The organism is Rhodococcus sp. NPDC054953 (assembly GCF_053609225.1).
This window is the reverse complement of sequence record NZ_JBSGXD010000028.1, coordinates 32410-53605: the sequence shown is the minus strand read 5'-3', so window position 1 is coordinate 53605 and position 21196 is coordinate 32410. Positions and strand designations below refer to the sequence as shown.

Here is a 21196-nt window from a genome sequence, read left to right as displayed (position 1 = left end):
GGTCAGGACGGGTCAGAGGTGCGGCGCCGGCGCGGGCCGGCGCTGTCGAGGACGACGCCACCAGCGAGAGCGGCGGCGAGGATCAGAACGGCGATCAGGGCGGCCGGGCCCCACCCGCGCTCGCCCGGCAGGACGAACAGCGAGCAGGACGCGACCGGAGCCGCGGGGATCAGCAGCGGGTGCGCCCACCAACGCGGCGGGGACGGCTGGGCGGCGGTCACTTCGCAGCCGCCTCTCGGGCGGTCTCCGCGGCAGCCGTGCGGGCCGCCTTGGAGTACGGCGCGGTGTCACCGGGACGGCGCACACCACGCACCTTCGGACCAGTCTTCGAGCCCCGCCCAGAGCCCTTGTTCGAGACCGGGGGGATTTGTGGAACACGCTGGGCTGATGTGACCTTGATGGGCCGCTCCCCAGGGGCCTCCGAACGGGCCGCCAGCACGCGCCGCGCGGCCGTGTTCCGGACCCGCAGCGTCGCCGCGTCCTCACCCGGCTCGGCACCCTCGATGTCGATGTGCGCTTGCCGCCAGATCGCCTCGGTGACGGTCGTCTCCCCGAGTGCGGCGGCCAGCTTCACCGCGTGCTTCCAGACCTCGGCGTACTGCTGCTGACGCAGCACCGCGAGCGCAGCGGCCTTCTCCTCCGCGAGCTTCGCCGCAGCCGCTGCTTCGGCAGCCGACTTCGCCTCGGCGGCGGCCTTCTCGGCGACGGCCTTCTTCGCGGCCTTGGCGTCCGCGCGGCGCTGCCGCCACGACGGCCGACCCAGGCGCTTGGCGATGCGGCCGTGCTCGTGCAGGTCCCACACCCCGGGGCCGGCGATCGACGCCAGCGCAGTGCCGATCGCGGTGGCCGTGTCGAACTCGGCCATCCCGTGCTTGAGGTTGATGCCGGCCGCGGTGAACGCGCAGCCCCAGGCGATCAGCCGGTAGTGCCAGTGCGCCCGCCCGGCCGTAACAGCGGCAGACGCGCCGATCAGGACCACCAGCGCCGACACCTCGATCAGCACCGGAGCCAGCAGCAGGTACGGGCGCTGCTCGTCCCAGAACGCCGCCATCTGCACCGGCAGGGCCACCGCCCCGCACAAGCCGTAGAACGCCATCGCGACCTTGCGCCACCGGCCATCAGCCGCGGCCACCGACTGCGCGGCCTGCTCCTCGGACGCCTGCTCGGCCCGATCAGCCTCGCGCCGCTGCCGGGTCTCGCGCTCGATCGCCTCGCGCTCCTGCTCTGCCTTAGCGATCTTCGCTTCCTGCTCGGCACGCTGGCGCCGGGCGGCCAGCTCCGCCTTGTCGTTGGCGATGGCCTGCTTCCGGGCCTCCTCCACCGCCTTGGTGCGCGCGGCATCGGCCTCGCCCTGCGCGCGGATGCGCTTGGCCTCGGCGTCCGCCTCCGCGTCCATCCGCAGGGCATCCGCCTGGGCAGACGCGATCGCGTAGGACGCCAGCTCCTGCTCGGTGGCCTCAGTGGGCTCCGCGTAGGTCGTCACCGGGCGACCTCCGCCCGGTTCTTCGGCCGCCACAGGGCAGCAGCGGACAGGGTGCGCTCCAGGCCGACCAGCGTGAGGCCGGCGGTCACGGTCAGCACCGCGGCGGCAATGACGATCACCATCGCCAGCGCCACCACAGCGGCCATCACCACCAGCAGCAGGAGCGTCGGGGCGACCATCACGGGGTGCACCTCCTCCAGGCGGCGGCTCAGGACCGCGGCGTGGGCGGTCAGTTCGGTGCGGGACATGGGGTTCCTCTCGGGTCAGTTGGTGGGGCCGGCGGGGCGGACGGTGACTTCCAGGTCGCGCGGGTCGTTCTCGGCGGCGGCCAGGCGCTCGGCCAGGTCGGCGTCCGAGTACACGGCGACCGAGTCGCTGTCGGCGCCGGTGAGCTGGTTGACCGGCTTGCCGGTCCGGGAGCGGGCGGTGAGCACGTACTTCGCCACGGGGGGTCCTCTCGGGTCAGGGGTGGTGGGGGTTGGTCTCCGGCGGGTTTCCGCCCGCCCCGGACGACGGCCGGGACGCACGGGCTCACGCCGGGGGCGGAGCGGGGGCAGGTCAGCCGCGCAGCCAGCGGCCGACCGGCGGGAGCTTCCGGTGCGCCTCGTTCGACGCCGCGTTCAGCTCCAGGTAGGTGGGGTCGGTCTCGTCGGTGATTCCGGCGGCCTCGGTGTGCAGCTGGCGGCGGGCAGTACGGGCGGCGGCCACGTCCTCCGGCCGGCCGAGGTAGCGGTCACGCAGATCGGTGAACTTGGACATACGGGTCCCCTCCCAGGGGCGTTGGTGGGTGGCCGGCCCGCAGACCGCGGGCCGGGTTGGTGCAGGTGTCAGGCGGGCTGGCGGCCGGAGCCGCCGCAGCGGGAGCACCGCTCGGTGCCCGGACGCTGCTGCGGCTCGCCGGACACGGTGGTGGAGACGACAGTCACGTCGAGCTGACCGGAGCCGTTGCAGGGGGTGCAGGCGATCGTCGGACCGAGCATCACCGGCCCCCGATCCGCACCGCGACCTGCTGGGCGCCCGCCAGCACAGCCAGCACCTCGTGGCGCTGACGCTGCAGCTTGTCGTTCCACGCCGAGATCACCGGGATCACGCCCTGCAGCAGCAGCACGACCTCCACCGCCAGCTGCGCGGCCTTCCCAGCGTCGTAGGACCGCTGGTAGCCCCACGTGGACTCCATTGCCCGGCTGACGTGCTCCAGCGCACCCGACAGGCACAGGCCCTCCGGCCGGGACGACGCCCCCCGGATCCAGCCCCGCTCCAGCAGCGCCGACGTCGCGTCCGCCAGCACCCGCAGCACATCGTCCGACGCCACGACGGCAATCTGCTCGACCCGCTGCGTCACCTGCCGCCGCGCCACAGGCGACAGCTCCACCGGCCGGCCGGACGGCGCCTGTGCCGCCAGCCACGCTTCGATCTCGGCGACCAGCCGGACGCCGGCCACAGTGATGTCGGTGCTCACGCGGCCACCGCCATCTCCGGCATGTCGCCCTCGATCGCGGCCATCAGCTCGTCGGTCAGGGAGTCCGGGGTGCCCGTCAGCCGCTCGAAGCGGACCGCGTCGGCCCACACCCGCAGCTCGGCCAGCTTGTCGCCCTGGACGGTCAGCCACTCCAGGACCAGATCAGCCCGGTAGCCATCGGTCAGATCCGCGACCGAGACGGACGCCCGGCGGGCAGCAGCACGGGGAGAGGCCGTCGCGGCGTCGCCGTCGGACAGCGCGTCGAGGACGACCAGGGAGGTGGTGGGGACGGCGCGCAGACGGGCGCCGGTAGAAGTGCGGGTACGCTTCACGGGATCTTCCTTCTCTCATGCAGGGGTGGGTGGATCAGGCCCCTCGGCCGTCATCGGGCGCTGCAACGCCGACGGCTGAGGGGTTCTTGCGTGCCCCGGGCGGGATTCGATCCCGCAGCGTCACGCCGGGACCGGGGCGGAGGGGTCAGGAACTCCAGACCTGACCGATGTCGTCGCGGTGCTCGGAGGAGTGCCCGTCGGGCAGCGTGCACGGCGCGGTCAGCCGCACCCGGGACTTCTCGCCGCACGCGGCGCCAAGGAGTCCGGCCTCACGGCGAGCACCGGCGAGGTACGCCTCGTACTGATCGGCCAGCGCCCGCAATCCGGCGAGACGCGCCTCGGCGGCGGCGATCTCAGCGCGGAGTTCCTGCGGCGAACGAGTCTCGGGGTATCCGTCCGTGGACACCACCAGCTCGTGCTGGCCGGTGTCGGCATCCGCCAGAATCTCGGCCTCCAGCGACACGGAGACCGGGGCAACGGCGGGGAGGTTGGGGAACGCGGCGCGGGAGAACGCACCGGTAGAATCGGTGACAGCCATCAGGATTCCTCTCAAAGACGCCTGGTGGTGAGGGCCGGCCAGCGATGTAGGAGTCGCTGCGTCGGCCCGTTTTCAGTTTTCAGGTAGCCCCGGACTAGGTCCGGTAGGAGTGGGCTCCCTGGTGGATGTCCACCAGCATAGCCACAAGTGTGGACCGATGGCAATCCACCATGGGAGGATTTCCTCATGCCCCATGGAGTCCACAACCTACGAGCGAAGACGTACCGCCCCGAGCCGGATCTGCACGCGCGGGCCAAGCTGGCCGTGGCGGAGGTGGGCTCTGACATGAACTCGCACATCAACGCCTTCTTGCGCTGGCTGGTGCACGAGACTGACGAGTTGCCAGCCAGACCTGCGGGGCGACCACATCTCCCTGGCGAGAAGCCTTGACGTTTCATCAGACACCCTTCATCCGGAGACTGGACTCGTCCAGAAAAGCTCCAGGTGCGGGTGTGACGGCAGGCTGAGAGTCGATCACTCACAGATCACGAACAGGCACAGGGAGACCTGATGACCACCGAGGCCGAAGACGCTTTCCGCGCCGAGCTGAAGCGCTGGCGCGACGTCCGGGGCCGCTCGCAGTCCGCGCTCGCCCGGGAAGTCGGGTACGGACCGTCCTACGTCTCCAAGGTCGAGGGCGGCACGCAGCGGCCCTCGGAGGCGTTCGCGCGCGCTGCTGACCGGGTGCTCCAGGCGGGCGGCTCCATCGCCCACGCCTACCGCGAGCTGGCCGGCGGCAGAGACGCCGTCCCGCGCCAGCAGGCGAGCGAGCCCGGCGCCCCGCACGAGTCGAGCCTGATCGTCCGCCACGAGGACACCCGGCTGGAGTTCGACGGCAGCGTGTACCGGGCGACGCAGCGCCGGGAGCTGTACAACGACAGCCCGGACCCGATCACCCGGTACCTGATCCGCATCAGCGTCGACCGGTACCCCGGCGACCCCGAGCGCTCCAACCGGCACTACCGCGACAACCCTCTGACCTGGGAAGAGATCGACCTCGCGGCCACGGTCGACGGCGAGCCGATCGGCTGGAAGATCCAGCACGACCGGGACGCCTTCAAGGAGCTGTGGCTGCTGTTCGAGAATGAGCACGGCCGCTACCCGCTCTATCCGGGCGAGTCCGTGTGGCTGGAGTACAGCTACACCGTCGGCCGCGAGAAGTGGGGCAACTGGTTTCAGAGGGCGGTCCGCCTCCCGACCGAACGGCTCAGCGTCCAGCTGGACTTCCCGTCCGCGCTCGCCCCCAAGGTCTGGGGCACCGAGACCACCATGACGGCAGCGGCACTACCCTTCCGCACCGCCATCACTCGAACCGAAGGCCCCGGCCGGACGTTGTTCGCGTGGAGTACAGATGACCCACCCCTGCATGCGCGATACCGCCTGGAGTGGAAATTCCGCTCCAGCAACACCGAGGAGGAGACCACGGACACGATGACGGCTACCGCCAGCGAGAAGATGCGCAGCGTCGGCATGATCCAGGAGGGCGACCCCATCCTGGAGAAGCCGGCGCGACGGTTCACCCTGCCCGACGAAGCCGAGGACGCCCGGCGCGTCGTCGCCGAACTCGGCTCGGCCGCCGAGCGGGCAGCCGAGGTCCACGTTTTCGGCAAGGGCATGGGCGTCGCCGCCCCCCAGATCGGCATCGACCGGGCAGCCGCCATCGTCCGTACACCGGAAGGCGAGACGCTGACGCTGCTCAACCCGAGGATCATCGAGGAGTCCACCGAGACGGACGAGCAGTACGAGGGCTGTCTCTCGTTCTTCGACGTGCGCGGCATGGTGCCCCGGCCCATGGCCATCAGCGTCGAGCACCAGGACATCGACGGCTCCGTGAGGATCACCATGTTCGAGCGCGGCATGGCCCGGCTCGTCGCCCACGAGGTCGACCACCTCCACGGCCTGCTGTACCGGGCCCGCATGCGCCCCGGCGTCCAGCCGATCCCCGTCAGCCAGTACAAGGGCACCGGCAGCCAGTGGCAGTACGGGGCGCGGTAAGAATCGGTGCCTAATGCCCGTGACTCCAGCACCAAGATGCGCTGGAGTCACGGGCATTAGCGCGCTTCCTGCTTCTTCTCGGCCCATTCCGCCGCAGCCTCCCGAATGGCTTCCGTGAGGTGCCTTGCGAGGTCGATGTCTTCGTCGACCCCGGGACTTCCCGGCGCACGTTTCACTGCGAACACCATCCAGGACTGCCGGTCGGCGTCGTAAGCCATCATGTCGATCACTCCGGTATCGACAAGTTCGCCGTCGGCGAGGGCGCGGGAGACCTTCAGAGGGAGGCCCGCACTCTCAGGCGCATCCGCCTGGTGCCCTTCGATGTCCTCCTCGCCTTGGAGGATCTGCATGGCGCGATCGCTTGGCCAGCCGAGGGCGCGGGTGACGCTCTTGAGCGATACGGGCAGACGGCCGAGCGGGCGCCGGCCCGTCTCAAGCGCCGCGAGGCTCGACCTGGACACTCCCGCCGCAGCGGCCAGATCGACTTGTGTCATTCCGGTAGCAAGTCGGGCGTCGCGGATGGCTCGAGCCAGCGCGTCGTAGTCCCAGGTCTCGTCCATGCCAACATTCTGCATCGTCGTACCGTCGTTGCGCAATGACCAACGAGTGTCTAACGTATGTGTTGGCCCACACCCGGTGGCACCCGGGTGTGGGCCGAGGGTCAGCCCTGCAATCCGTGACAGGAGATTCGAGTGACCACAACCATGGTCTCACCAAGCAGTGAGTCCCCGTTCGATGCCCTTCGGCACGTCGACCTGGATGGGTCGGAGCACTGGCTGGGGCGGGAGCTTCAGCCGGTGATGGACTACGCGCAGTGGCGGGACTTCGCCACCGTCATCAACAAGGCCAAGGCATCTCTCGCCCTCGTCCAGGGCGAGGACGCGGCCGACGGAAACTTTGCGGAGATGCGCAAGGTTTCTGGGAGTCGCGGCCCGGCCGGGGTGGACTTCCGCCTGACGCGCTTCGGCGCCTACCTGACCGCCATGGCCGGGGACGACACGAAGGAGGCCGTGGCCCACGCGCGGGTGTACTTCGCGGTGCGCACCCGGGAGGCGGAGGTGGCGGCCGTCGTGCCGGCGCCTCGTGAGCTGGCGGCGGCCGGGCCGCTGCCGCACCGGGAGCAGGCGGAGATCCTGACGATCCTGAGGCCGGTGCTGCCGGAGTCCTATGCCACCGCCACGGGGAAGATCATCCTGGCGCGGGTGATGGGCGAGCGCCCGGAGCTGGAGCCGGGCGAGACGCCGCTGTACGCGGCGACGTTCCTCGCGGAGAAGGGCCACAAGCCGAAGACCGTCAGCCGGTTCCAGTCGAGCTTCGGCGCCCGGGTCTCCAACCGGTACCTGAAGGTCCACGGGCGGCGTCCGGAGAAGATCCCGGGCCCGGCGGGCTCGCGGATCGAGAAGGTCGCGGTGTACAGCGAGGAGGACCGGCCGCTGCTGGAGCTGGTGTACTCCGAGCTGGCCGAGACGATCGCCGCGTTCGAGCACGGCGGCCAGCAGGCGATCGGCGCGTAGCCGAACGCGGAGCGCCCCACCATCCCGGTGGGGCGCTTCGTCGTGTCCAGCTGGGTAGCCTCCCGGGATGGCTGAATGGTTGGTACCGCTCGTCACGTTCGTCCTCGGCGCCGTGGCGGCCTTCGCCCGGGACTACATCGGCGTGCGGCAGGAGAGTCGCAGGGAGCGTGACGCCCGGGCGGCTGAGCGGGCGGCGGCGGTACGTGAGCGCCGCGAAGAGTTCGAGCTGAAGCACCTGGTCGAGGTCGGCGAACTGCTGCGGGACGCGCACCAGGCGCTGCGGGGCTTCGCGGTGGGTATGGAGCAGTGCCTCAAGTACGGCGAGGAGTTTCCCAGCGAGGCGGATGCTCGGCTTCAAGGCGCGACGGGAGCAGTGCGTGCGCAGAGCGGCTACCTCCTGTCCGACGAGGTGCGCGCCGCCGTCGAGGAGCTGCGGGAGACGATGGCGGCGGCGGAGAGTTGGGAGCGGCGGCCCACCGGCGACAAGCCTGTCGTCAGCTTCATGGACCTGAAGGGCCCCATGGAACGGGCCCACGAGTTGATCTCCGCGCGGGTGCGGGAGATCTACGCCGGCCGCGAGTAGCCGTCCCCCTGCCGCCGCCGCGCTGGATGGAGGTGACGGGCTGAGGCACGGCCACGGCCCCGCCCGGGTGGGCGGGGCCGCGGTCAGGGGAGGAGGTCGCCGTTCTGGCCGTCTGGGCGGCGGTGCACGGTTCGGTTGCGGTGCTGGATCAGCCAGCGCTCCAGCTGGGAGTCCCGGTTCGGCGCGGACCCGACGCCGAACTTGATCTCAGGACTGCCGTCTTCGTGCCACATGATCACCGGGTCCGGCGGGTTCTTGAACCCCATCTGCGCCTGGTACCAGCCCCAGTGGGCCCCGGTGCGCATCAACTCCTCGACGGCTTCGCGGCGGAACGTGGTGACGTCGACCTCGTCGTCACCGGCCACTGCTGTGATCTCTTCGTCCGTCGCGGTGGCGGCCTGCAAGGCGGCCGGCGTGATGGGCTCCACCTCCAGCCCGCTGGGGCCGACCTTCCACCGGCGGTTCAGGGCGGCCTCCCGGAAACCCTTGCTGCGGATCATCGCCACGACCAGGACGACCAGGATGATGAGCAGCAGGAACGTCCACTGCATCTCGACTATGAACTCCAACGCGGTCACCCGGTGATTGTGCCGGGTGGGACGATGGGCCTGGGGCCGCTGGGGTCAAGCTGGTTCATCCCTGCGGGGTACTTCTGATCACTTTCCGGGCATACATCTTGCAGATGCGTCAGCGGTTCCGACACAGTGTCAGTTCGCTGCCCGAGACAGGGCGGCGTTGAGCGCGTGGGGGTACGCGATGACCGTGTTAGTTGAGCAGTGGGCACCCGAACACGATGATGACGACGTGATCATCGTGTCGGACGAGGACTTCCGATCGCAGGCCATGGAGTCCCTGGCTGCGTTAGGGCTCACCTACGAGGAGCTGGCCCAGCAAGCCGAGCAGCGAGACTTCTCCTCTGCCCGCGCGCACGCTCTGTGGGTGTCCATCGGCGGGACCATTGCCCGCTGACCTGTCCTCCCTGGCGCGCGGCTTCGCCCGGCAGCTCCAGGATTCTCTCAACAGCACCATCGCCCAGCACGTGAAGCTGAAAGCCGCGCTGCGGCCCACCTCGCCCGTCGGCCCGGTGTTCACCGTCGGCAGCGGCCTGAGCGCGGCGAACACCACGCAGCCGACGGGCTTTCCGCTGGGGATCACCAAGAAGAAGCCGCGGATCTGGATGAACCTGTCGTACCAGGTACGCATGGACGAGGAGCAGAAGTACCTGATGGTGCACAGCTCCTACTGCGGGATCTTCGCCGACGCCGCGCTGGAGACCTGCCTGTGCCACTTCGACTACGAGCGGGACAAGGAGCACTACACCTCGGCGCACATCCAGGTGTACGGCGCGTCGCCAGCCCTGGAGATCCTCAACCGCGAGGGTGATGAGAAGCGGCCCTTGGAGAAGCTCCACTTCCCGGTGGGCGGGAGCCGGTTCCGGCCGTGCCTGGAGGACATCATCGAGTTCCTCGTCCAGGAGCGGCTGACGGACGGCAGGCCCGGGTGGCAGGAGATTGTGAAGTCCGGACGGGACCAGTTCCACCGGAGCCAGTTGCGCGCGGCGATGCGCCGTGACACCGCCGTGGCGGAGGATTTCATCCGGGAGCAGGCGCCCGAGGGGGCGTGAGACAACGAAGAACGGCCTGGCAGCTGAGAGGCCCCGGGCCGTCATTGCACACCCCCGCATACGCAGGGAGTTGGCCCTCTCCGGCTACTCCGCCCCGCCACCATCGGAAACACCCCCGCCTATGCGGGGAAACGGCGGCGACCTGGCCTGGCCCAGTCGCCGTCAGAGGTCAGCTCTGGTCGTGACGGGCCATGGCCCAGGACCTGACCAGGAGCATACCCGCTGCCAGGCCATCGACCCAGGCGTCCATGTCACCGGTGAGCCCGTCGAGGCAGGCCGTCGCGGCGAGACGCAGCAGCAGCATCTCCGCGCGCGCCGCCCAGGTGCCCGGGTGCCACGGATCACCGGGATCGGGCAAGCCGGTGGTCGCACCGGGGCCAGGCGGCTGACGGGGCCCAGCGGGCCCAGCGGGCCCAGCGGGCCCGGGTTTGATCAGTCTTCTCATGGTCAGGGGTCTCCTCTGTCGGTGGCGGGTGGTTGATCCCAATTAATTTCCGCAGCCACGCCTTGCGCAGCCCTTCCGGTTATCCGGAAGGGCTTTGCGCTGCGGAAAATTAATCTTGCACGCGCCCTGAGTGACCGTCAAATCACCTGCTTGCGTGCATCTCTCACGCCCCATAATGCTGCTCTCCGCCGCCTGGCTGATTCGACACGCAACCCATCTGACCTGCTGTTTTTCCCCTCTGGGCTGTCCCGCCGTAATGATGGGGGCGACGCCGAATAGTCCGAGTGCGAGCGAAATAGATTAGGGACAAGAATCCACCGCCCTTCTTTATCCCCCCGCCCGCAGGGATCCAGTCCGGCGCCATTTTCTGGATCATCAACTCCCTGGCTTCATCCCCGCGTAGTAGGGCGAGCGCCATGGTGGGCGACCCGGACATCGATCGTGTCGGCTTCATCCCCGCGGGGAGGGCACGACGAGGCCCCCGCCGCGGTGTGCGGCGGGGGCCCGGGGGTGGTGGGTGTCAGGCGGCGTTCTGCTGGGGCCAGAGGTCCACGATGAGGTCGACGCCCTCGGAGGTGGCGTAGGCGACGGGGAACTTGAAGCCGTTCTTCTCCTCGAACTTGACGTCGAAGTGGCCGCTGTTGCGGTAGGTGACGCGGGGGAGGTTCCGACGGCCGCCGTGCTCGGAGGTCTGCTTGCGGTAGATGCCGCGGTCGACGAGCCAGCCGGTGAGCTGGCGGACGTTCGTGCTGAGGATGTCGGCCAGCTCGGTCATGCCGATCAGGCCCTCGGCGTTCATGAACGCGTCCCACTTGCCGGCCTTGGGTGCGAGGACCTTGTTGGTGGCCTCCAGCTTTTCGCGGGCCTCCAGGGCTTCGACGAGGTCGCGGGCGAGTTCCAGCTTGGAGGGCTCGCGCACGGGCCGGCGGGCGGAGACGTACTCGTACAGGGCGTCGGCAAGCTCGACCTGGGCGCGTTCCACCTTCGCACGCTTGCTCTCATCGGTGATGCGGCTGGCGGTGATGTTGGCCAGCCACATCGGGACGATCCGCTCGTGCACCAGGAAGTGGGGGCGGGACTGCGTGTCCCCGGGGAGCTGGACGTGCGTTACACACGTCCGGGTCGCTGACCAGGCGTTTCGCTCGATCATCTGGCGCTGGCCGTTGGCGTCGAGGGTGAGGTTGGCGCAGAGCTGGCCGAGGACGGCCCAGTTGCCGCGGTCGTCGGTGAGGACGGTCACCGGGTCGCCGTGGAACATGAACGTTCCGGTGTCGAAGGGGCCCCCACCGTGATTTTCGGGCGCGGGCGGGTTACTCTGGAGTTCAGACACGAGGACGAACCACCTTTGTCTCGAGGCCCCCGCGGACTGCAGATCCGGCGGGGGTCTTTTCTGTGTGACGGCTCGCACATCTGACGGGCCGTGGGGAGCATCGTACCCGGCGGTTCGTGACTGCCCGTGCTTCTGTTCCTGGCGCAACGGACAATCCCACCCCAGAGATTGACGGTGTGTGATTTTCTCTCGTTCTGTTGACAGGCGTCTCGCCAACCCGATCCGGACGGGAGTCCCGCGCCGCAACATTGGCCACTGCAACAGTTTGTTGATCTATGACAACCGGGTGACGTGGGCCACACCAGCCTCACCCGTTTCACATTGGATCGCTGGTCACGCCGCCGCCCGCCCCCGCGCCGCGACCGGCAGCGCGAGCAACTCCGTCCGCCCGTACTCGCGTCCGCAGCCGCATCGGGCGCCGCGGCTGGAGACGGTGGCGCGGAGGACAGCCCCGCACTCGCACGTCACCGGCACGGCCCGCTCGTCCCGGCCTTCGACGGCGAGCCGGACGGCGCGGTGGGCGTCGCGGATCTCCCGCACGGCCTCGTCCACGGCGGGGTGCTGCCGGACCGCCCAGTCGAGCCGCCACCGGAGCCACCGGCAGGCGGCGGCGACGCGGGCGGTCTCGGTGGCCGGCCACTCCGGGGCGTCGCCGGCGCCGGACTCGGCCCAGTCCCGCACCCAGGAGGCGAGCACGCCGTGCACCTGGGCGCGGAGGTCGATGACGCCGAGGTCGATCGGCGGGCGGCTGGCGGCGGCGGTGTGCAGGGAGCCGACGCGGGGACCGCCCCGGCCGGGCACGATGTCCAGCTGTCCGTACAGGCCGGGGAGTTCGGCGAGCGCGTCGGCGAGCTGCTGCTGGCAGCCGTCGCACGCGAACCGCTGCTGGTCCCAGGCGGGCAGCGGCCGGGTGCAGGCGACGCAGGCGGGGATGTGGTCCACGGAGGCTCCTCGTGCAGGTGCGGGGTGGGGCCGCCCGGCTGGAGGCGGCCCCGGAGGGTGAGGCGTGGGGGGTCAGTTGGCGCCGGAGCAGTCCCGGCACGGCTCGGGGCGGTAGGCGGTGCCTTTCTCGGAGGGGTGTTCGGTGTACGCGTCCGGGTCGAGTCCGGTGTCGTCGCAGCGGTCGCAGTCGGGCTCGGCGGCGGATTCGTCGGCGTGGATCCCGGCGTAGCCGCCTTCGGGGGCGGGCCATCCCCACAGTTCGCCGAACGGCTTCGGCCGGGCGACGAGGCCGACTTCGGCGGGGTCGTTGCAGGTGAGGCCCTTGCGGTGCCGATCGAAGGCGGACAGGGAGCTGAACGTGCGGTGGCAGCAACTGGCGTGGGCGCGCTGGGCGCCGGTCCACCACTGGCCGCACGCGCCGTGCCAGATCGCGTTCTTCGGCGGGGCGATGGCGGGGGTGAGGGTATCCAAGGAATTGCCCTTTCTAGCGGGAAGAGTTTTGGTCAGGAGCGATCGGGAGCCTGAGCGCGTCCCGATGTCGGCACGAGCCCGGGAGAAGGGCGCACAGCGCCCGGGGCGGCGGAGAGCGGCGGTGCGGCCTCGACGGCCATGCGCATCTCGCGCCCCTCAGCGCCCGCCTGACGGGCCGTTGACCCCCCGGGGTGCCGCTCGGGACCGGCGAGGGGCCCCGAGGTCGCCACAGGGCCGCTCAGGGGCGCGGACGGGGCCACAGCGGCGAGGGCGGGCGTCTGCCGCCACACCCCGGGCCGGACGTCCAGCACATCCCGCAGCAGCCCGGCGGCCTCCGTGCGGTCGATGGAGCCGGGGCCGTCCAGGTCGTCAGCCAGGGCGTGCGCGCGGTCGAGGGCGCGTCCGTACCGCTGCCGGGCGTCGGCGAGTTCGCGCACCCGCTCGGCGAGCCAGTCGGCCTCCTCCGGCAGCAGCACGCCACGGCGGGCGCGGTCCAGCAGGTGATCCAGGTCGGTCATGTGGTCCTCCGGGTCAGGGTTGTGGTTGTCTGGGCGGGCGCCCGGCCTGGTTACGACAGGCCGGGCGTCCTGCGTTGCGGTCATGCGCCGATGTCGAGCACGCCCTGGGCGAAGCGATCGACGGCGAGATCGTGGTAGTCCGCGGACAGGTCGATGCCGATGTACCGACGTCCGAGACGGCGGGCGGCGGCGCCCGTAGTTCCGCTGCCGCTGAACGGGTCGAGGACTGTCCCGCCGACCCGAGCGCCGGCCTTGATGCAGCGGGTCGGGATGTCGATCGGCCACACCGCGAAGTGGGCCGCCGGATACGGGCGGGTGGCCACTGACCAGACATCGCCCGGGTTTCGACCGCGCTCCACGTTGGGGCCCGTGTACGAGCCAGTTGCGGAGCGCTCGTGATTCACGTTCCGGGCGCGAAAGGCGTTGGCGCCGACCCGCCGGGTGGGAGCCGCGTGCGGCTCGCGGATCGCGTCGAGGTCGAAGTGGTACCGGGCGCTCTTGGCGAGCATGAACAGGTGCTCGTGCCGGCTGCCTACGCGGTCACGCACCGACTCCGGCATAGCGTTGGGCTTGTGCCACACGATGTCGTTGCGCAGGATCCACCCGTCGTCCTGTAGCGCCAGCGCCACGCGCCAGGGAATGCCGAGCAAGGACTTTGCCGGCAGGTCGGCTTTGCGGGGCCGGCCTCGCCCACCCATCGCACGAGCCTTCGCGTCGCTGGTGCCAGCCCGCCTTGAGTTGATGGTCTGGTCGTCCGGCGGCCCCGACGGGCCGCTGTAGCTGTCGCCGAGGTTGAGCCACAGCGTGCCGTCGGCGGCCAGCACGCGGCGGGCCTCGGCGAACACTGCGGTCATGGTGGCGACGTAGTCCGCGGGCGTCGCCTCCAGCCCGTATTGGCCGGACGTGCCGTAGTCCCGGAGCCCGTAGTACGGCGGGCTGGTGACGACGCAGTCCACGCTGCTGGCGGGCAGGGTGCGCAGCGTCTTCAGGGCGTCGCCGAGGAGCAGGGTGACCTGCTCGTCGCGGTAGTACTCGGTCGGGGTCGGCATCACTCGTCGTCCTCCTCGTGGGGGTGGCAGTCGTAAAGGTGCTCGCCGACGCGGAGATCGCGGGCGCGCTCGCTGGGGAAGGATGGGGCGGACCAGGTGCACTCCGGATCGGGGCAGTGGACGATCACGGTCCTGGGTTCGGTCATCACAGGCTCCAAAGGCTGGGCTGATACGGGACGAGGGGCAGGGCGGTCTGGCCGGGGACGTGGCCGGGCGTGCCGTCGGGCACCGGCACCAGCAGCACCGGGGCGAACGCGCGGCGGCGGCACACCGGGCCCAGGCCGTCCCGGGCCGGGCGGCGCAGCGGGCGGCTGCACTGGCGGCAGCGGGCCGGGGTCACCGGGCCACCGCCAGCACGGAGTCCAGCGCCAGCTGTTCACCGGGCTGCGGGACGGCGGGGGTGGTAGCCGCGGTCAGCACGGCCTGCGCGAGCGGCGGCGGAACCGCGTTGCCGGCCTGGAGATAGCGCTGGCCTGAGCGGCCCGCCCACGGGTAGTCCGCGGGGAACCCCTGGAGCAGCGCACACTCCTGCGGCGTCGGCCGGGTGCCGCCGCCGGGGCGGTCCGCCCACGCCGCGGTGCCCATCGCCGCCCGCATCGCCCGCCGCGACCCGTTGCCGAACGGCTCCGCGCCGCCCGTCGCCGTGCCGCCGCCGGTCACCGTCGGAGCCGGGCGGGCCGTGTAGCCCCAGCCGACGGCCGCGGACATCGGCACCAGCGCAGGCTGCCCCGGGCCGCCGTGCGTCGCCGCGGGCAGCGCCACCCCGTGCAGCCGGGACGCGATCAGGACCGCGCGGCGCCGGTGCTGCGGCAGCCCGAAGTCGGCGGCGTCCAGGACCCCGGCGGCGGTGCTGTAGCCCAGGCCGGCCAGCAGGGCGGCGTAGTGCTCCCACAGCGGCAGCACCGCCGGGACCTGCTCCAGCGCGATCCACTCCGGTCGCAGGGCCGCGGCGAACCGCATCGGCTCGGCGGTGTGGATGCTGCGCGGATCCAGGCATCCGGCGCCGTGTTCGGCGCGGGTGTCGCGTCCGGCGGCCAGGTCGGTGACGGCCTGCCGGATCAGCGGCATGTCGGTGATCCCCAGGCGCTTGCCGGAGCGGCCGAACGGCGGGCACACCGGCGAGGCGATCAGCCCCCGGATCCCGGCCAGCGGCCTGGTCGGGTAGGCGGCAACGTCCGTGCGGATCGTGGCGTGCCCGGCGGCGGTGCGGGTGGCGACCGCGGAGGCGTCCCACTCCAGACCCACTGCCCGGATCCCCATCCCGGCGGCGGCCAGGTCCCAGCCGCCAGGGCCCGCGAACAGGTCGATGGCGTCGAAGGCGCTCACGCGCTTTCCTCCCAGGGGTTGTCCGCCCACTGCTGGGGCGGGGTGTCGTCGGTCAGGTCGTAGCTGGTGGACCAGGCGTGGCGGCAGCGAGGGCAGGAGTCGGTCACCAGATCGCCCCGGTCGGGGAGTGGCCGGTGAACTTGTCGGCGTCGACCGGCGTGTACGGGATCCACGGCCAGTTCTCGCCCGCACGCAGGTACGGCGGCCACGCCCGCTCATCCCGCATCCCGCGCCAGGGCAGGACCCGCCGGCCGCGGCAGCCCTCCGAGTTGGCGGCGGACTTCTCGTCCTCGACCGGGCGTAGCCCGAACCCGAACTCGGGCCAGCGCATCCACAGCGAGCTGCCGAGGGGGCGCAGGGAGCGGGGCCCCATGGGGCCGCCGTGGGGGGAGTGGGCTTCCATGAGGACGGCGCAGCGGGCGGTGGCGCGGGCCTCGTCCACCACGACGGACACCTTGCGGGCGAGTTCTTCGTCGTTGGGGTTGCCGGCGTGGAGGCGGTAGACGGGGCCGATGATCAGGATGTCCGGCATGAGGCGCTCCACCCGGCGCATCACCCAGGCCCGGTCCTGCGGGCGGGTCAGGTCGACGCCGGCGGGGCGGCACTCGATGTGGAACTGGCCGCGGCGCATCCCGTGCTTGGCGCGCTCGGCGCTGTTGAGGAGCGGCCGGTACTTGCGGCGGGAGGCGGCCTCGCCGTTCTCGCAGTCCAGGACGAGGACCTTCAGCGGGGCGATGTGCTCCTGGGTGAACGGGTGGAGGCCGGCGGCGAGCATGACGGCCATCTGCCGCAGCAGCGTGGACTTCCCGCCGCCCTCGGAGGCGGTGAGGATCAGCCGGTCGCCGCGCTCCAGCAGGTCCGGCACCAGCCAGTCGTAGGTGTCCTCGTGCTGCACGAAGTCCAGCAGGTCCTCGGTGGGAAGGTCCTCGGTGGAATTGCCCTGGTCGCGGAGTTCGCGGGTGAGGGCGACGGCGCGCTCGACGATGTCGTGGGTGGCGTCCTCGGTGGCGTAGCTCATCTGCACGATCCGCGTTCCCAGTTTGATCAGCTCGCGGCGCAGCCAGCGGTCCTCGATGATCGAGGCGTAGTACTCGCCGTTTGCCGCGGTGGGCACGGCCATCACCAGCTGGGAGATGTAGCTGGCACCGCCGACGCGGGCGAGGTCACCGGAGTCGGCGAGGTACTTGGCGAGGGTGATGGGGTCGATCGGCATGCGGTGGGCGCTCATGCGGCCGATCGCGTTGTAGATCGTCTCGTGGGCCGGCTTGTAGAAAGCGGCCGGGTTGAGGACGTCGAGGACCTCGCGGCACGCCTGGGGGCTGATGATGCAGGCGCCGAGGACGGACTTCTCGGCGGCGGGGTCGTGCGGCGGGGTCCGGTCGAACGCGGCGTCCATGGCGGATGGTTCGTGGAGGTCGCTCCACGCATCGGGGGCAAGGGTCATCAGAAGATCCCGTTCTCTTCGGGGCTGGTGTAGGTGGGGCCGGGGCGCTGGGCGTTGGGCCGGTAGACGTGCGTGCCCTCGGGGGCCATTGGCGCCAGCTCGCCCCAGCCGCCGAGGAAGTACTTGGCGCTCGTCACCGGGGTGCGGGCGTTGGCGGCGGCGTGATGTGCGAGTTCGACCATCGCCTTCACGCCGCACTCCTTGACGACGGCGACGATCGGGGACCAGTCGTCGCCCTTAAACGGCCACCGGACATTCAGGCCGCTGGCGCTCATGGCGTGGAGGAGCGGGAGAACCTCGGCTGGGTAGCGACCGCCGCTGTTGCGCTCCTCTTCTGGCTGAGGAGATGAGGAGTATGAGGAGAAGGGGGTAGCCCCCGCTCCTTCGGAAGGAGCCGTGGCTCCTTGTGTAGGAGCCCCTGCTCCCCCTTGGGGGGGTGAAGGGGTAGCCCCCGCTCCTTCGGAAGGAGCCGTGGCTACCCCTTGAGTGGAAGGGCGAGCCGTGGCTACCCCTTCAAAATGGGGGACTTTGTACGTCATGCGGCGGCCCGGGACGGCGTACAGCAGACGGCCGTCTTTCCCTTTTCCGATGGGCACGCGGAACTCCCAGCCGGCCGCGCCGAGGCGCTTGAGCGCGTTGCGGACGACGTTGACGTCCTTGGCGCCCGTCCACCGCGCGAGGTCATCGAGCGCGGCCCAGCTCTCTCGCGTGTCCTCGTTGGCGTCGTCCGCGATCTCCAGGGCCACGGCGCGCTGGAGGCCGGTGATGGTCGGCCCCAGGACCTCGCGCAGCTGGCGGCGCAGCTCGTAGCCCATTGGCTCCTTCTCTCGTTTGCGGGTGGTTCTGGGCATGGCGGACAGGCCCGCTCTCAGCGGGTGTTGATCCGTTCGACCCATGAATGAGAATAGCGTTCGCGATCGCGGTTCGCGACCTCCATGCGCGATCGCGTAGCGCGATCGCGACGTGACGTGGCACCATGTACGCCATGGACACCCTCGACACGGAGATTCAGGCGGCGGCGGAGCGACGTACTGCGGCGGAGACGGCCTTCCAGGAGGCCGACCGGGAGCTGCGCGACCTGCTCGTTCGCGGCCGTGCCGAGGGCAAGGGACCGTCGCACATGGCCAAGCTGACCGGCTTCACCCGGGAGTGGGTCGCGAAGATCGCGCCCGCCCCGAAGTCCTCCTGACACCTCTTCCCCCTCTCTCTTCCTGGGGCGGCCCGCGGGCCGCCCCTTCGTCATGCGGCGGTGGTGACGCGGCGGCCGATGTGGATGCGGTAGCGCTCGTCGGGGAGGAGCCCGCCGCGGATGCCGAACCGATGCGGGGCGGGGGTGCCGGCCTCTTCCTCCAAGGCGGCGACCAGGCAGGCGAGCGCGACGGGGCACTGGCGTCGGCAGATGGCTGCGGCTGCGCGGCCTTCGCTGGTGCCTTCGAGGAACCAGATGTCGGGCTGGTCGGTGCTGGCGCAGGCGGCGTGGTGCGTCCAGTCGGCGGTGGTCATGCGGCTTCTCCGAGGGATGTCTTGCGGTCGAGTTCGGCGCGCTGCTTGCGGGTGAGTCCGCCGCGGATGCCGTGTCGCTGTTCGCGGCTGAGTCCGCGTTCTTCGGCCATGGCGTCGGCGAGACATTGCTCCCGTACCGAGCACTGCTGGCAGATGCGGATGCCTGCGGCTCCGCTGTCGCCGGCCGGGCCGGGGAACCAGAGGTCGGTGTCCTGGCCGCGGCAGGCGGCGTCGTTGATCCAGGTGCTGGTCATGCGGCGCTCCTGAGGTCTCGGAGGATGTCGCGGACGTGGCCGGGGGCCATGCCGAGGCGGCGTGCGATTTCCTGGCGGCTCTCCCCGCCGCCGGCGAGGTGGGCGATCTCCTGGCGTCGCAGGGCGCCGAGTTCGTCGCGGGTGAGGGCGTCGTGTCCGCTGTCGCGCTCGGGGAGGGCGCAGGGGTCGTCGATCGCGTCGCCGTCCCAGGCGGCCGGGGAGTGCCAGCCTTCGCGGCGGGCGCGGGTGGCGGCGCGCTTGGAGTTGCCGGGGGTCCGGCTGAGGGTGCGGTAGGCGCGGGCGATCTGCTCGGCGAGCCTGGAGCTGACGCGCAGGGGGGCGTCGCCGATGAGGCGGGAGACGTAGTACCGCTCGATTCCGGCGGCGTCGGCGATGGCCTGCTGGCCGTGGCCGATGGCGTACAGGGCTCGGATGCGGCGGATGGTGCCGGTGGCGTCGAGTTGGCGGACGCCTTGGCCGGGCTGGACGGCGAGGATGCGCAGGGCCTGGTCGCGCTGGCAGCCGTTGGACTGGCCGTTCTTGATGTAGCAGATGGTGGAGACGGAGACGTCGGCGGCGCGGGCGATGGCGCTGCGGCTCATGCCGGTGGCGAGGAGGGCGTCGACGTGTGGGAGGAGGGCGTCGCGGCTGATGCGGTTGCCGCCGTGTTCGGCGCGGATGCGGGCGCGGCGGATGTTGGCGAGGTAGCTGGCGCGGGTGCAGCGGGGGCAGTGGCACGGGGGGCGGGTCTGGCTGCCCTTGTAGCGGCCTTCGGTGCCGTGCGGGGGTGCGGGCCGGGTCGGGGTGCTCACGCCGCCACCTCCCCGGCGGTCGCGGTCGGCCGGGCGGCGGCGATGATGTGGCCCTTGAGGGAGAGGCGCCAGATCGCTATGCGGTGGCCGTGGGTGGTGGGGCTGGTGGAGGGGACCATGCGGCCGGTGTGCTCGATGATCCCGGCGGTCCGGAGCGAGTTGATGGCTGCGCCGAGGTAGCCGGCGGCGAGCGGCGGCAGGAGTTCCCGCAGCGAGTTGCAGGACCATTCGGCGTGCTCCAGGCCGTAGATGAGGACGGCCTGCTCGACGAGGTGCTGGTCCCAGTCGGAGCGGGCGGTGATGTCGGCGAGCAGCTGGTCGCGGCTGCTGGCGGCGAGGCGTTCGGCGGGTGTCTGGCGGGTCACTGGGTGCTCCTTCCGGGGCCGCCCCTGGGTGGGGCGGCCCTTCGGTGGGTCAGCGGGTGATGGGTCAGCGGGTGGTGGCGGTGAAGAGGGCGTCGGCCCAGGCGTCGGCGGTCGCGGCGGCGGTGGTCACCGCGTCGTCTCCGGACGCGGTCATGGGCATTTGCATGCCGATGACGTCGGGGCCGCGCAGGATCATCGGCGCGCCGGCCGGTCCGGGGATGACCTCTAGGTCTCGTCCGGCCGACTCCCACCGGGCGAGGAGCGCAGTGTTCAGCGCCAGCACTTCGCGGCGGCCGACTGCGGCGTGGCTGCGGAGGGCGTCGCCGATCGCCCGGCGCCACGGCAGGTCCGCGTCGGCCTTGATGCAGCCAAGGTGCATGACGGCGTGGCCGGAGGTGAAGGTGATCGCCTCGGTGCCGGTGGCGGGCACGGCGTTGAGGGTCACGGTGACCGTCACGAGGTCATCCAGCCATGACGTGACCGACGTGGCGCTGTAGACGCTGATGTGGCGGGCCCATCCGGGGGCGGCGGGGAGGTGGGGGATGCGGGCGACCGCGACGGTGCGTCCGTCGCTGGCGGCGAGGTAGAGGGTGTCGGTGGTCCGCTCGATGTTGATGGTCGGCCAGGGCCGTCCGGCGTGGGGGGTGACGGTGGCGAGGGCGGCGGCCAGGTCGGTGGCTGAGACGTTCATGGGTGTACCTCCGGGTACGGTTGGGGTGCCGCCCCTCGCCAGCTGTCATGGCGAGGGGCGGCGTTGTGTTCAGCGGGACGGGGCGTCGGTGAGGGGAGCGCCCATCACGCCGTGGGTCTGGTGCTCGATGACGGCGGTGACCTGCTTGCCGAGTTCCAGCGAGATCAGATCCCCGCGGGCCTTCGTCCAGTCGGCGAGCGGTCCGATGAGGCGTCCGGCGGCCTCGGCCTCCGTGATGTGCTCGAAGCGGGCGATGTAAGGCCCGGTGTGGTGGCCGAGGCGGGCGTTGTAGCCCATGTCGACCCGGTGCTCCTCGGGCAGGAGGTAGGCGCGCAGGCCGGGCGCCGGTTCGGTGGCCTCTACGGTGTGCGCGATGCCGCGGACGACGATGTCGTGCTGCATGGATGTCTCCTCAGATGGGTGCTGCTGGGTGGTTGGGGGTCCCGGGGGGGGGGGGGGGGGGGCCCCCCGCAGGGACAGGGGGTGGTGGGGGGGGCGAAGGGGGGGGGGGCCCCCCC

Annotated in this window: 33 protein-coding genes; 6 read left to right on the top strand and 27 right to left on the bottom strand. The window is 71.2% G+C overall.

The features are described from left to right. Window positions 1-2: 2 nt before the first annotated feature. The 9 genes from ACWF62_RS17755 to ACWF62_RS17715 form a co-directional block, all read right to left on the bottom strand. Entirely contained in the window at window positions 3-221 is a 219-nt protein-coding gene (locus ACWF62_RS17755; protein WP_452630824.1) for a hypothetical protein, read from the bottom strand. Further along, the gene (locus ACWF62_RS17750; protein WP_384851362.1) at window positions 218-1483 is read right to left on the bottom strand and encodes a flotillin family protein; all 1266 of its coding nucleotides are present in this window, start codon (window positions 1481-1483) and stop codon (window positions 218-220) included. Before ACWF62_RS17750 ends, ACWF62_RS17755 begins: the two co-directional genes overlap by 4 nt. After that, window positions 1480-1731 carry a hypothetical protein gene (locus ACWF62_RS17745; protein WP_452630823.1) on the bottom strand — a complete coding sequence of 84 codons (252 nt, stop codon included), beginning with the start codon at window positions 1729-1731 and terminating at the stop codon, window positions 1480-1482. Before ACWF62_RS17745 ends, ACWF62_RS17750 begins: the two co-directional genes overlap by 4 nt. 15 nt (window positions 1732-1746) lie before the next feature. Then, entirely contained in the window at window positions 1747-1929 is a 183-nt protein-coding gene (locus ACWF62_RS17740; protein WP_452630822.1) for a hypothetical protein, read from the bottom strand. A 112-nt stretch (window positions 1930-2041) separates the two neighbouring features. Then, window positions 2042-2242: a hypothetical protein gene (locus ACWF62_RS17735; protein WP_452630821.1), complete on the bottom strand. Its 201-nt coding sequence runs from the start codon at window positions 2240-2242 to the stop codon at window positions 2042-2044. A gap of 68 nt (window positions 2243-2310) precedes the next feature. Then, window positions 2311-2463: a hypothetical protein gene (locus ACWF62_RS17730; RefSeq protein ID WP_452630820.1), complete on the bottom strand. Its 153-nt coding sequence runs from the start codon at window positions 2461-2463 to the stop codon at window positions 2311-2313. After that, on the bottom strand, window positions 2463-2942 hold the full coding sequence (locus ACWF62_RS17725; protein ID WP_452630819.1) for a DUF6197 family protein: 480 nt from the start codon (window positions 2940-2942) through the stop codon (window positions 2463-2465). The genes ACWF62_RS17730 and ACWF62_RS17725 overlap by 1 nt, the downstream gene beginning before the upstream one ends. Continuing rightward, window positions 2939-3274 (bottom strand): hypothetical protein, encoded by a 336-nt coding sequence (locus ACWF62_RS17720; RefSeq protein ID WP_452630818.1) that lies wholly within the window; start codon window positions 3272-3274, stop codon window positions 2939-2941. Before ACWF62_RS17720 ends, ACWF62_RS17725 begins: the two co-directional genes overlap by 4 nt. A gap of 145 nt (window positions 3275-3419) precedes the next feature. Next, on the bottom strand, window positions 3420-3812 hold the full coding sequence (locus ACWF62_RS17715) for a hypothetical protein (RefSeq protein WP_452630817.1): 393 nt from the start codon (window positions 3810-3812) through the stop codon (window positions 3420-3422). 510 nt (window positions 3813-4322) lie between these two features. Here ACWF62_RS17715 and ACWF62_RS17710 point away from each other — a divergent pair. Next, entirely contained in the window at window positions 4323-5807 is a 1485-nt protein-coding gene (locus ACWF62_RS17710; protein ID WP_452630816.1) for a peptide deformylase, read from the top strand. Between the two features lie 56 nt (window positions 5808-5863). Here the strand turns inward: ACWF62_RS17710 and ACWF62_RS17705 are convergent, their stop codons facing one another. After that, on the bottom strand, window positions 5864-6367 hold the full coding sequence (locus ACWF62_RS17705) for a helix-turn-helix transcriptional regulator (protein WP_452630815.1): 504 nt from the start codon (window positions 6365-6367) through the stop codon (window positions 5864-5866). Window positions 6368-6499: 132 nt separating this feature from the next. Between ACWF62_RS17705 and ACWF62_RS17700 the strand changes: the two genes are divergently transcribed. Both ACWF62_RS17700 and ACWF62_RS17695 read left to right on the top strand, forming a co-directional pair. Then, window positions 6500-7321 (top strand): hypothetical protein, encoded by an 822-nt coding sequence (locus ACWF62_RS17700; RefSeq protein ID WP_452630814.1) that lies wholly within the window; start codon window positions 6500-6502, stop codon window positions 7319-7321. A 67-nt stretch (window positions 7322-7388) separates the two neighbouring features. Further along, a complete protein-coding gene (locus ACWF62_RS17695) occupies window positions 7389-7904 on the top strand; it encodes a hypothetical protein (RefSeq protein ID WP_452630813.1) in 516 nt (171 codons plus the stop codon). 83 nt (window positions 7905-7987) lie between these two features. On the opposite strand, the gene ACWF62_RS17690 is transcribed toward ACWF62_RS17695, so the two are convergent. Further along, on the bottom strand, window positions 7988-8482 hold the full coding sequence (locus ACWF62_RS17690; RefSeq protein ID WP_452630812.1) for a hypothetical protein: 495 nt from the start codon (window positions 8480-8482) through the stop codon (window positions 7988-7990). Window positions 8483-8660: 178 nt separating this feature from the next. Between ACWF62_RS17690 and ACWF62_RS17685 the strand changes: the two genes are divergently transcribed. Both ACWF62_RS17685 and ACWF62_RS17680 read left to right on the top strand, forming a co-directional pair. Further along, the gene (locus tag ACWF62_RS17685) at window positions 8661-8873 is read left to right on the top strand and encodes a hypothetical protein (protein WP_376914035.1); all 213 of its coding nucleotides are present in this window, start codon (window positions 8661-8663) and stop codon (window positions 8871-8873) included. Then, the gene (locus ACWF62_RS17680) at window positions 8863-9528 is read left to right on the top strand and encodes a hypothetical protein (RefSeq protein ID WP_452630811.1); all 666 of its coding nucleotides are present in this window, start codon (window positions 8863-8865) and stop codon (window positions 9526-9528) included. The genes ACWF62_RS17685 and ACWF62_RS17680 overlap by 11 nt, the downstream gene beginning before the upstream one ends. A 169-nt stretch (window positions 9529-9697) precedes the next feature. On the opposite strand, the gene ACWF62_RS17675 is transcribed toward ACWF62_RS17680, so the two are convergent. The 10 genes from ACWF62_RS17675 to ACWF62_RS17630 form a co-directional block, all read right to left on the bottom strand. Then, entirely contained in the window at window positions 9698-9973 is a 276-nt protein-coding gene (locus tag ACWF62_RS17675) for a hypothetical protein (RefSeq protein ID WP_452630809.1), read from the bottom strand. Window positions 9974-10493: 520 nt separating this feature from the next. Further along, complete coding sequence (locus tag ACWF62_RS17670; protein WP_452630808.1) at window positions 10494-11303, bottom strand: phage antirepressor KilAC domain-containing protein; 810 nt, start codon at window positions 11301-11303, stop codon at window positions 10494-10496. A 333-nt stretch (window positions 11304-11636) separates the two neighbouring features. Next, window positions 11637-12245 (bottom strand): hypothetical protein, encoded by a 609-nt coding sequence (locus ACWF62_RS17665; RefSeq protein WP_452630807.1) that lies wholly within the window; start codon window positions 12243-12245, stop codon window positions 11637-11639. Between the two features lie 72 nt (window positions 12246-12317). Next, a complete protein-coding gene (locus ACWF62_RS17660) occupies window positions 12318-12716 on the bottom strand; it encodes an FDXHR family putative zinc-binding protein (RefSeq protein ID WP_452630806.1) in 399 nt (132 codons plus the stop codon). Window positions 12717-12748: 32 nt separating this feature from the next. Beyond that, window positions 12749-13234: a hypothetical protein gene (locus ACWF62_RS17655; RefSeq protein ID WP_452630805.1), complete on the bottom strand. Its 486-nt coding sequence runs from the start codon at window positions 13232-13234 to the stop codon at window positions 12749-12751. 80 nt (window positions 13235-13314) lie between these two features. Further along, complete coding sequence (locus tag ACWF62_RS17650) at window positions 13315-14283, bottom strand: DNA-methyltransferase (RefSeq protein WP_452630804.1); 969 nt, start codon at window positions 14281-14283, stop codon at window positions 13315-13317. Beyond that, window positions 14283-14429 (bottom strand): hypothetical protein, encoded by a 147-nt coding sequence (locus ACWF62_RS17645; RefSeq protein ID WP_452630803.1) that lies wholly within the window; start codon window positions 14427-14429, stop codon window positions 14283-14285. The genes ACWF62_RS17650 and ACWF62_RS17645 overlap by 1 nt, the downstream gene beginning before the upstream one ends. Window positions 14430-14619: 190 nt before the next feature. Further along, on the bottom strand, window positions 14620-15609 hold the full coding sequence (locus ACWF62_RS17640; RefSeq protein ID WP_452630802.1) for a DNA cytosine methyltransferase: 990 nt from the start codon (window positions 15607-15609) through the stop codon (window positions 14620-14622). A 103-nt stretch (window positions 15610-15712) separates the two neighbouring features. After that, a complete protein-coding gene (locus tag ACWF62_RS17635; protein WP_452630801.1) occupies window positions 15713-17053 on the bottom strand; it encodes a DnaB-like helicase N-terminal domain-containing protein in 1341 nt (446 codons plus the stop codon). Continuing rightward, window positions 17053-17328 carry a hypothetical protein gene (locus tag ACWF62_RS17630; RefSeq protein WP_452630800.1) on the bottom strand — a complete coding sequence of 92 codons (276 nt, stop codon included), beginning with the start codon at window positions 17326-17328 and terminating at the stop codon, window positions 17053-17055. The genes ACWF62_RS17635 and ACWF62_RS17630 overlap by 1 nt, the downstream gene beginning before the upstream one ends. 710 nt (window positions 17329-18038) lie before the next feature. Between ACWF62_RS17630 and ACWF62_RS17625 the strand changes: the two genes are divergently transcribed. Continuing rightward, window positions 18039-18242: a hypothetical protein gene (locus ACWF62_RS17625; RefSeq protein WP_375879725.1), complete on the top strand. Its 204-nt coding sequence runs from the start codon at window positions 18039-18041 to the stop codon at window positions 18240-18242. A gap of 50 nt (window positions 18243-18292) precedes the next feature. On the opposite strand, the gene ACWF62_RS17620 is transcribed toward ACWF62_RS17625, so the two are convergent. The 6 genes from ACWF62_RS17620 to ACWF62_RS17595 form a co-directional block, all read right to left on the bottom strand. After that, the gene (locus tag ACWF62_RS17620) at window positions 18293-18556 is read right to left on the bottom strand and encodes a WhiB family transcriptional regulator (protein WP_375879726.1); all 264 of its coding nucleotides are present in this window, start codon (window positions 18554-18556) and stop codon (window positions 18293-18295) included. After that, on the bottom strand, window positions 18553-18810 hold the full coding sequence (locus tag ACWF62_RS17615) for a WhiB family transcriptional regulator (RefSeq protein WP_452630798.1): 258 nt from the start codon (window positions 18808-18810) through the stop codon (window positions 18553-18555). The genes ACWF62_RS17620 and ACWF62_RS17615 overlap by 4 nt, the downstream gene beginning before the upstream one ends. Then, window positions 18807-19622 carry a hypothetical protein gene (locus ACWF62_RS17610; RefSeq protein WP_452630797.1) on the bottom strand — a complete coding sequence of 272 codons (816 nt, stop codon included), beginning with the start codon at window positions 19620-19622 and terminating at the stop codon, window positions 18807-18809. Before ACWF62_RS17610 ends, ACWF62_RS17615 begins: the two co-directional genes overlap by 4 nt. After that, the gene (locus tag ACWF62_RS17605; RefSeq protein ID WP_452630796.1) at window positions 19619-19987 is read right to left on the bottom strand and encodes a hypothetical protein; all 369 of its coding nucleotides are present in this window, start codon (window positions 19985-19987) and stop codon (window positions 19619-19621) included. The genes ACWF62_RS17610 and ACWF62_RS17605 overlap by 4 nt, the downstream gene beginning before the upstream one ends. Window positions 19988-20051: 64 nt before the next feature. Continuing rightward, window positions 20052-20678, bottom strand: a complete 627-nt coding sequence (locus ACWF62_RS17600) for a hypothetical protein (protein WP_452630795.1) — start codon at window positions 20676-20678, stop codon at window positions 20052-20054. A gap of 69 nt (window positions 20679-20747) precedes the next feature. Next, entirely contained in the window at window positions 20748-21080 is a 333-nt protein-coding gene (locus tag ACWF62_RS17595) for a hypothetical protein (RefSeq protein ID WP_452630794.1), read from the bottom strand. Window positions 21081-21196 lie beyond the last annotated feature (116 nt).

Coding starts and splice junctions, on each gene's coding strand:
- ACWF62_RS17745 (WP_452630823.1), bottom strand. CDS start 1,731: ATGTCCCGCACCGAACTGACCGCCCACGCCGCGGTCCTGAGCCGCCGC.
- ACWF62_RS17735 (WP_452630821.1), bottom strand. CDS start 2,242: ATGTCCAAGTTCACCGATCTGCGTGACCGCTACCTCGGCCGGCCGGAG.
- ACWF62_RS17730 (WP_452630820.1), bottom strand. CDS start 2,463: ATGCTCGGTCCGACGATCGCCTGCACCCCCTGCAACGGCTCCGGTCAG.
- ACWF62_RS17715 (WP_452630817.1), bottom strand. CDS start 3,812: ATGGCTGTCACCGATTCTACCGGTGCGTTCTCCCGCGCCGCGTTCCCC.
- ACWF62_RS17710 (WP_452630816.1), top strand. CDS start 4,323: ATGACCACCGAGGCCGAAGACGCTTTCCGCGCCGAGCTGAAGCGCTGG.
- ACWF62_RS17705 (WP_452630815.1), bottom strand. CDS start 6,367: ATGGACGAGACCTGGGACTACGACGCGCTGGCTCGAGCCATCCGCGAC.
- ACWF62_RS17695 (WP_452630813.1), top strand. CDS start 7,389: ATGGCTGAATGGTTGGTACCGCTCGTCACGTTCGTCCTCGGCGCCGTG.
- ACWF62_RS17685 (WP_376914035.1), top strand. CDS start 8,661: ATGACCGTGTTAGTTGAGCAGTGGGCACCCGAACACGATGATGACGAC.
- ACWF62_RS17675 (WP_452630809.1), bottom strand. CDS start 9,973: ATGAGAAGACTGATCAAACCCGGGCCCGCTGGGCCCGCTGGGCCCGCT.
- ACWF62_RS17655 (WP_452630805.1), bottom strand. CDS start 13,234: ATGACCGACCTGGATCACCTGCTGGACCGCGCCCGCCGTGGCGTGCTG.
- ACWF62_RS17650 (WP_452630804.1), bottom strand. CDS start 14,283: ATGCCGACCCCGACCGAGTACTACCGCGACGAGCAGGTCACCCTGCTC.
- ACWF62_RS17645 (WP_452630803.1), bottom strand. CDS start 14,429: ATGACCGAACCCAGGACCGTGATCGTCCACTGCCCCGATCCGGAGTGC.
- ACWF62_RS17635 (WP_452630801.1), bottom strand. CDS start 17,053: ATGACCCTTGCCCCCGATGCGTGGAGCGACCTCCACGAACCATCCGCC.
- ACWF62_RS17630 (WP_452630800.1), bottom strand. CDS start 17,328: ATGAGCGCCAGCGGCCTGAATGTCCGGTGGCCGTTTAAGGGCGACGAC.
- ACWF62_RS17625 (WP_375879725.1), top strand. CDS start 18,039: ATGGACACCCTCGACACGGAGATTCAGGCGGCGGCGGAGCGACGTACT.
- ACWF62_RS17620 (WP_375879726.1), bottom strand. CDS start 18,556: ATGACCACCGCCGACTGGACGCACCACGCCGCCTGCGCCAGCACCGAC.
- ACWF62_RS17615 (WP_452630798.1), bottom strand. CDS start 18,810: ATGACCAGCACCTGGATCAACGACGCCGCCTGCCGCGGCCAGGACACC.
- ACWF62_RS17600 (WP_452630795.1), bottom strand. CDS start 20,678: ATGAACGTCTCAGCCACCGACCTGGCCGCCGCCCTCGCCACCGTCACC.
- ACWF62_RS17595 (WP_452630794.1), bottom strand. CDS start 21,080: ATGCAGCACGACATCGTCGTCCGCGGCATCGCGCACACCGTAGAGGCC.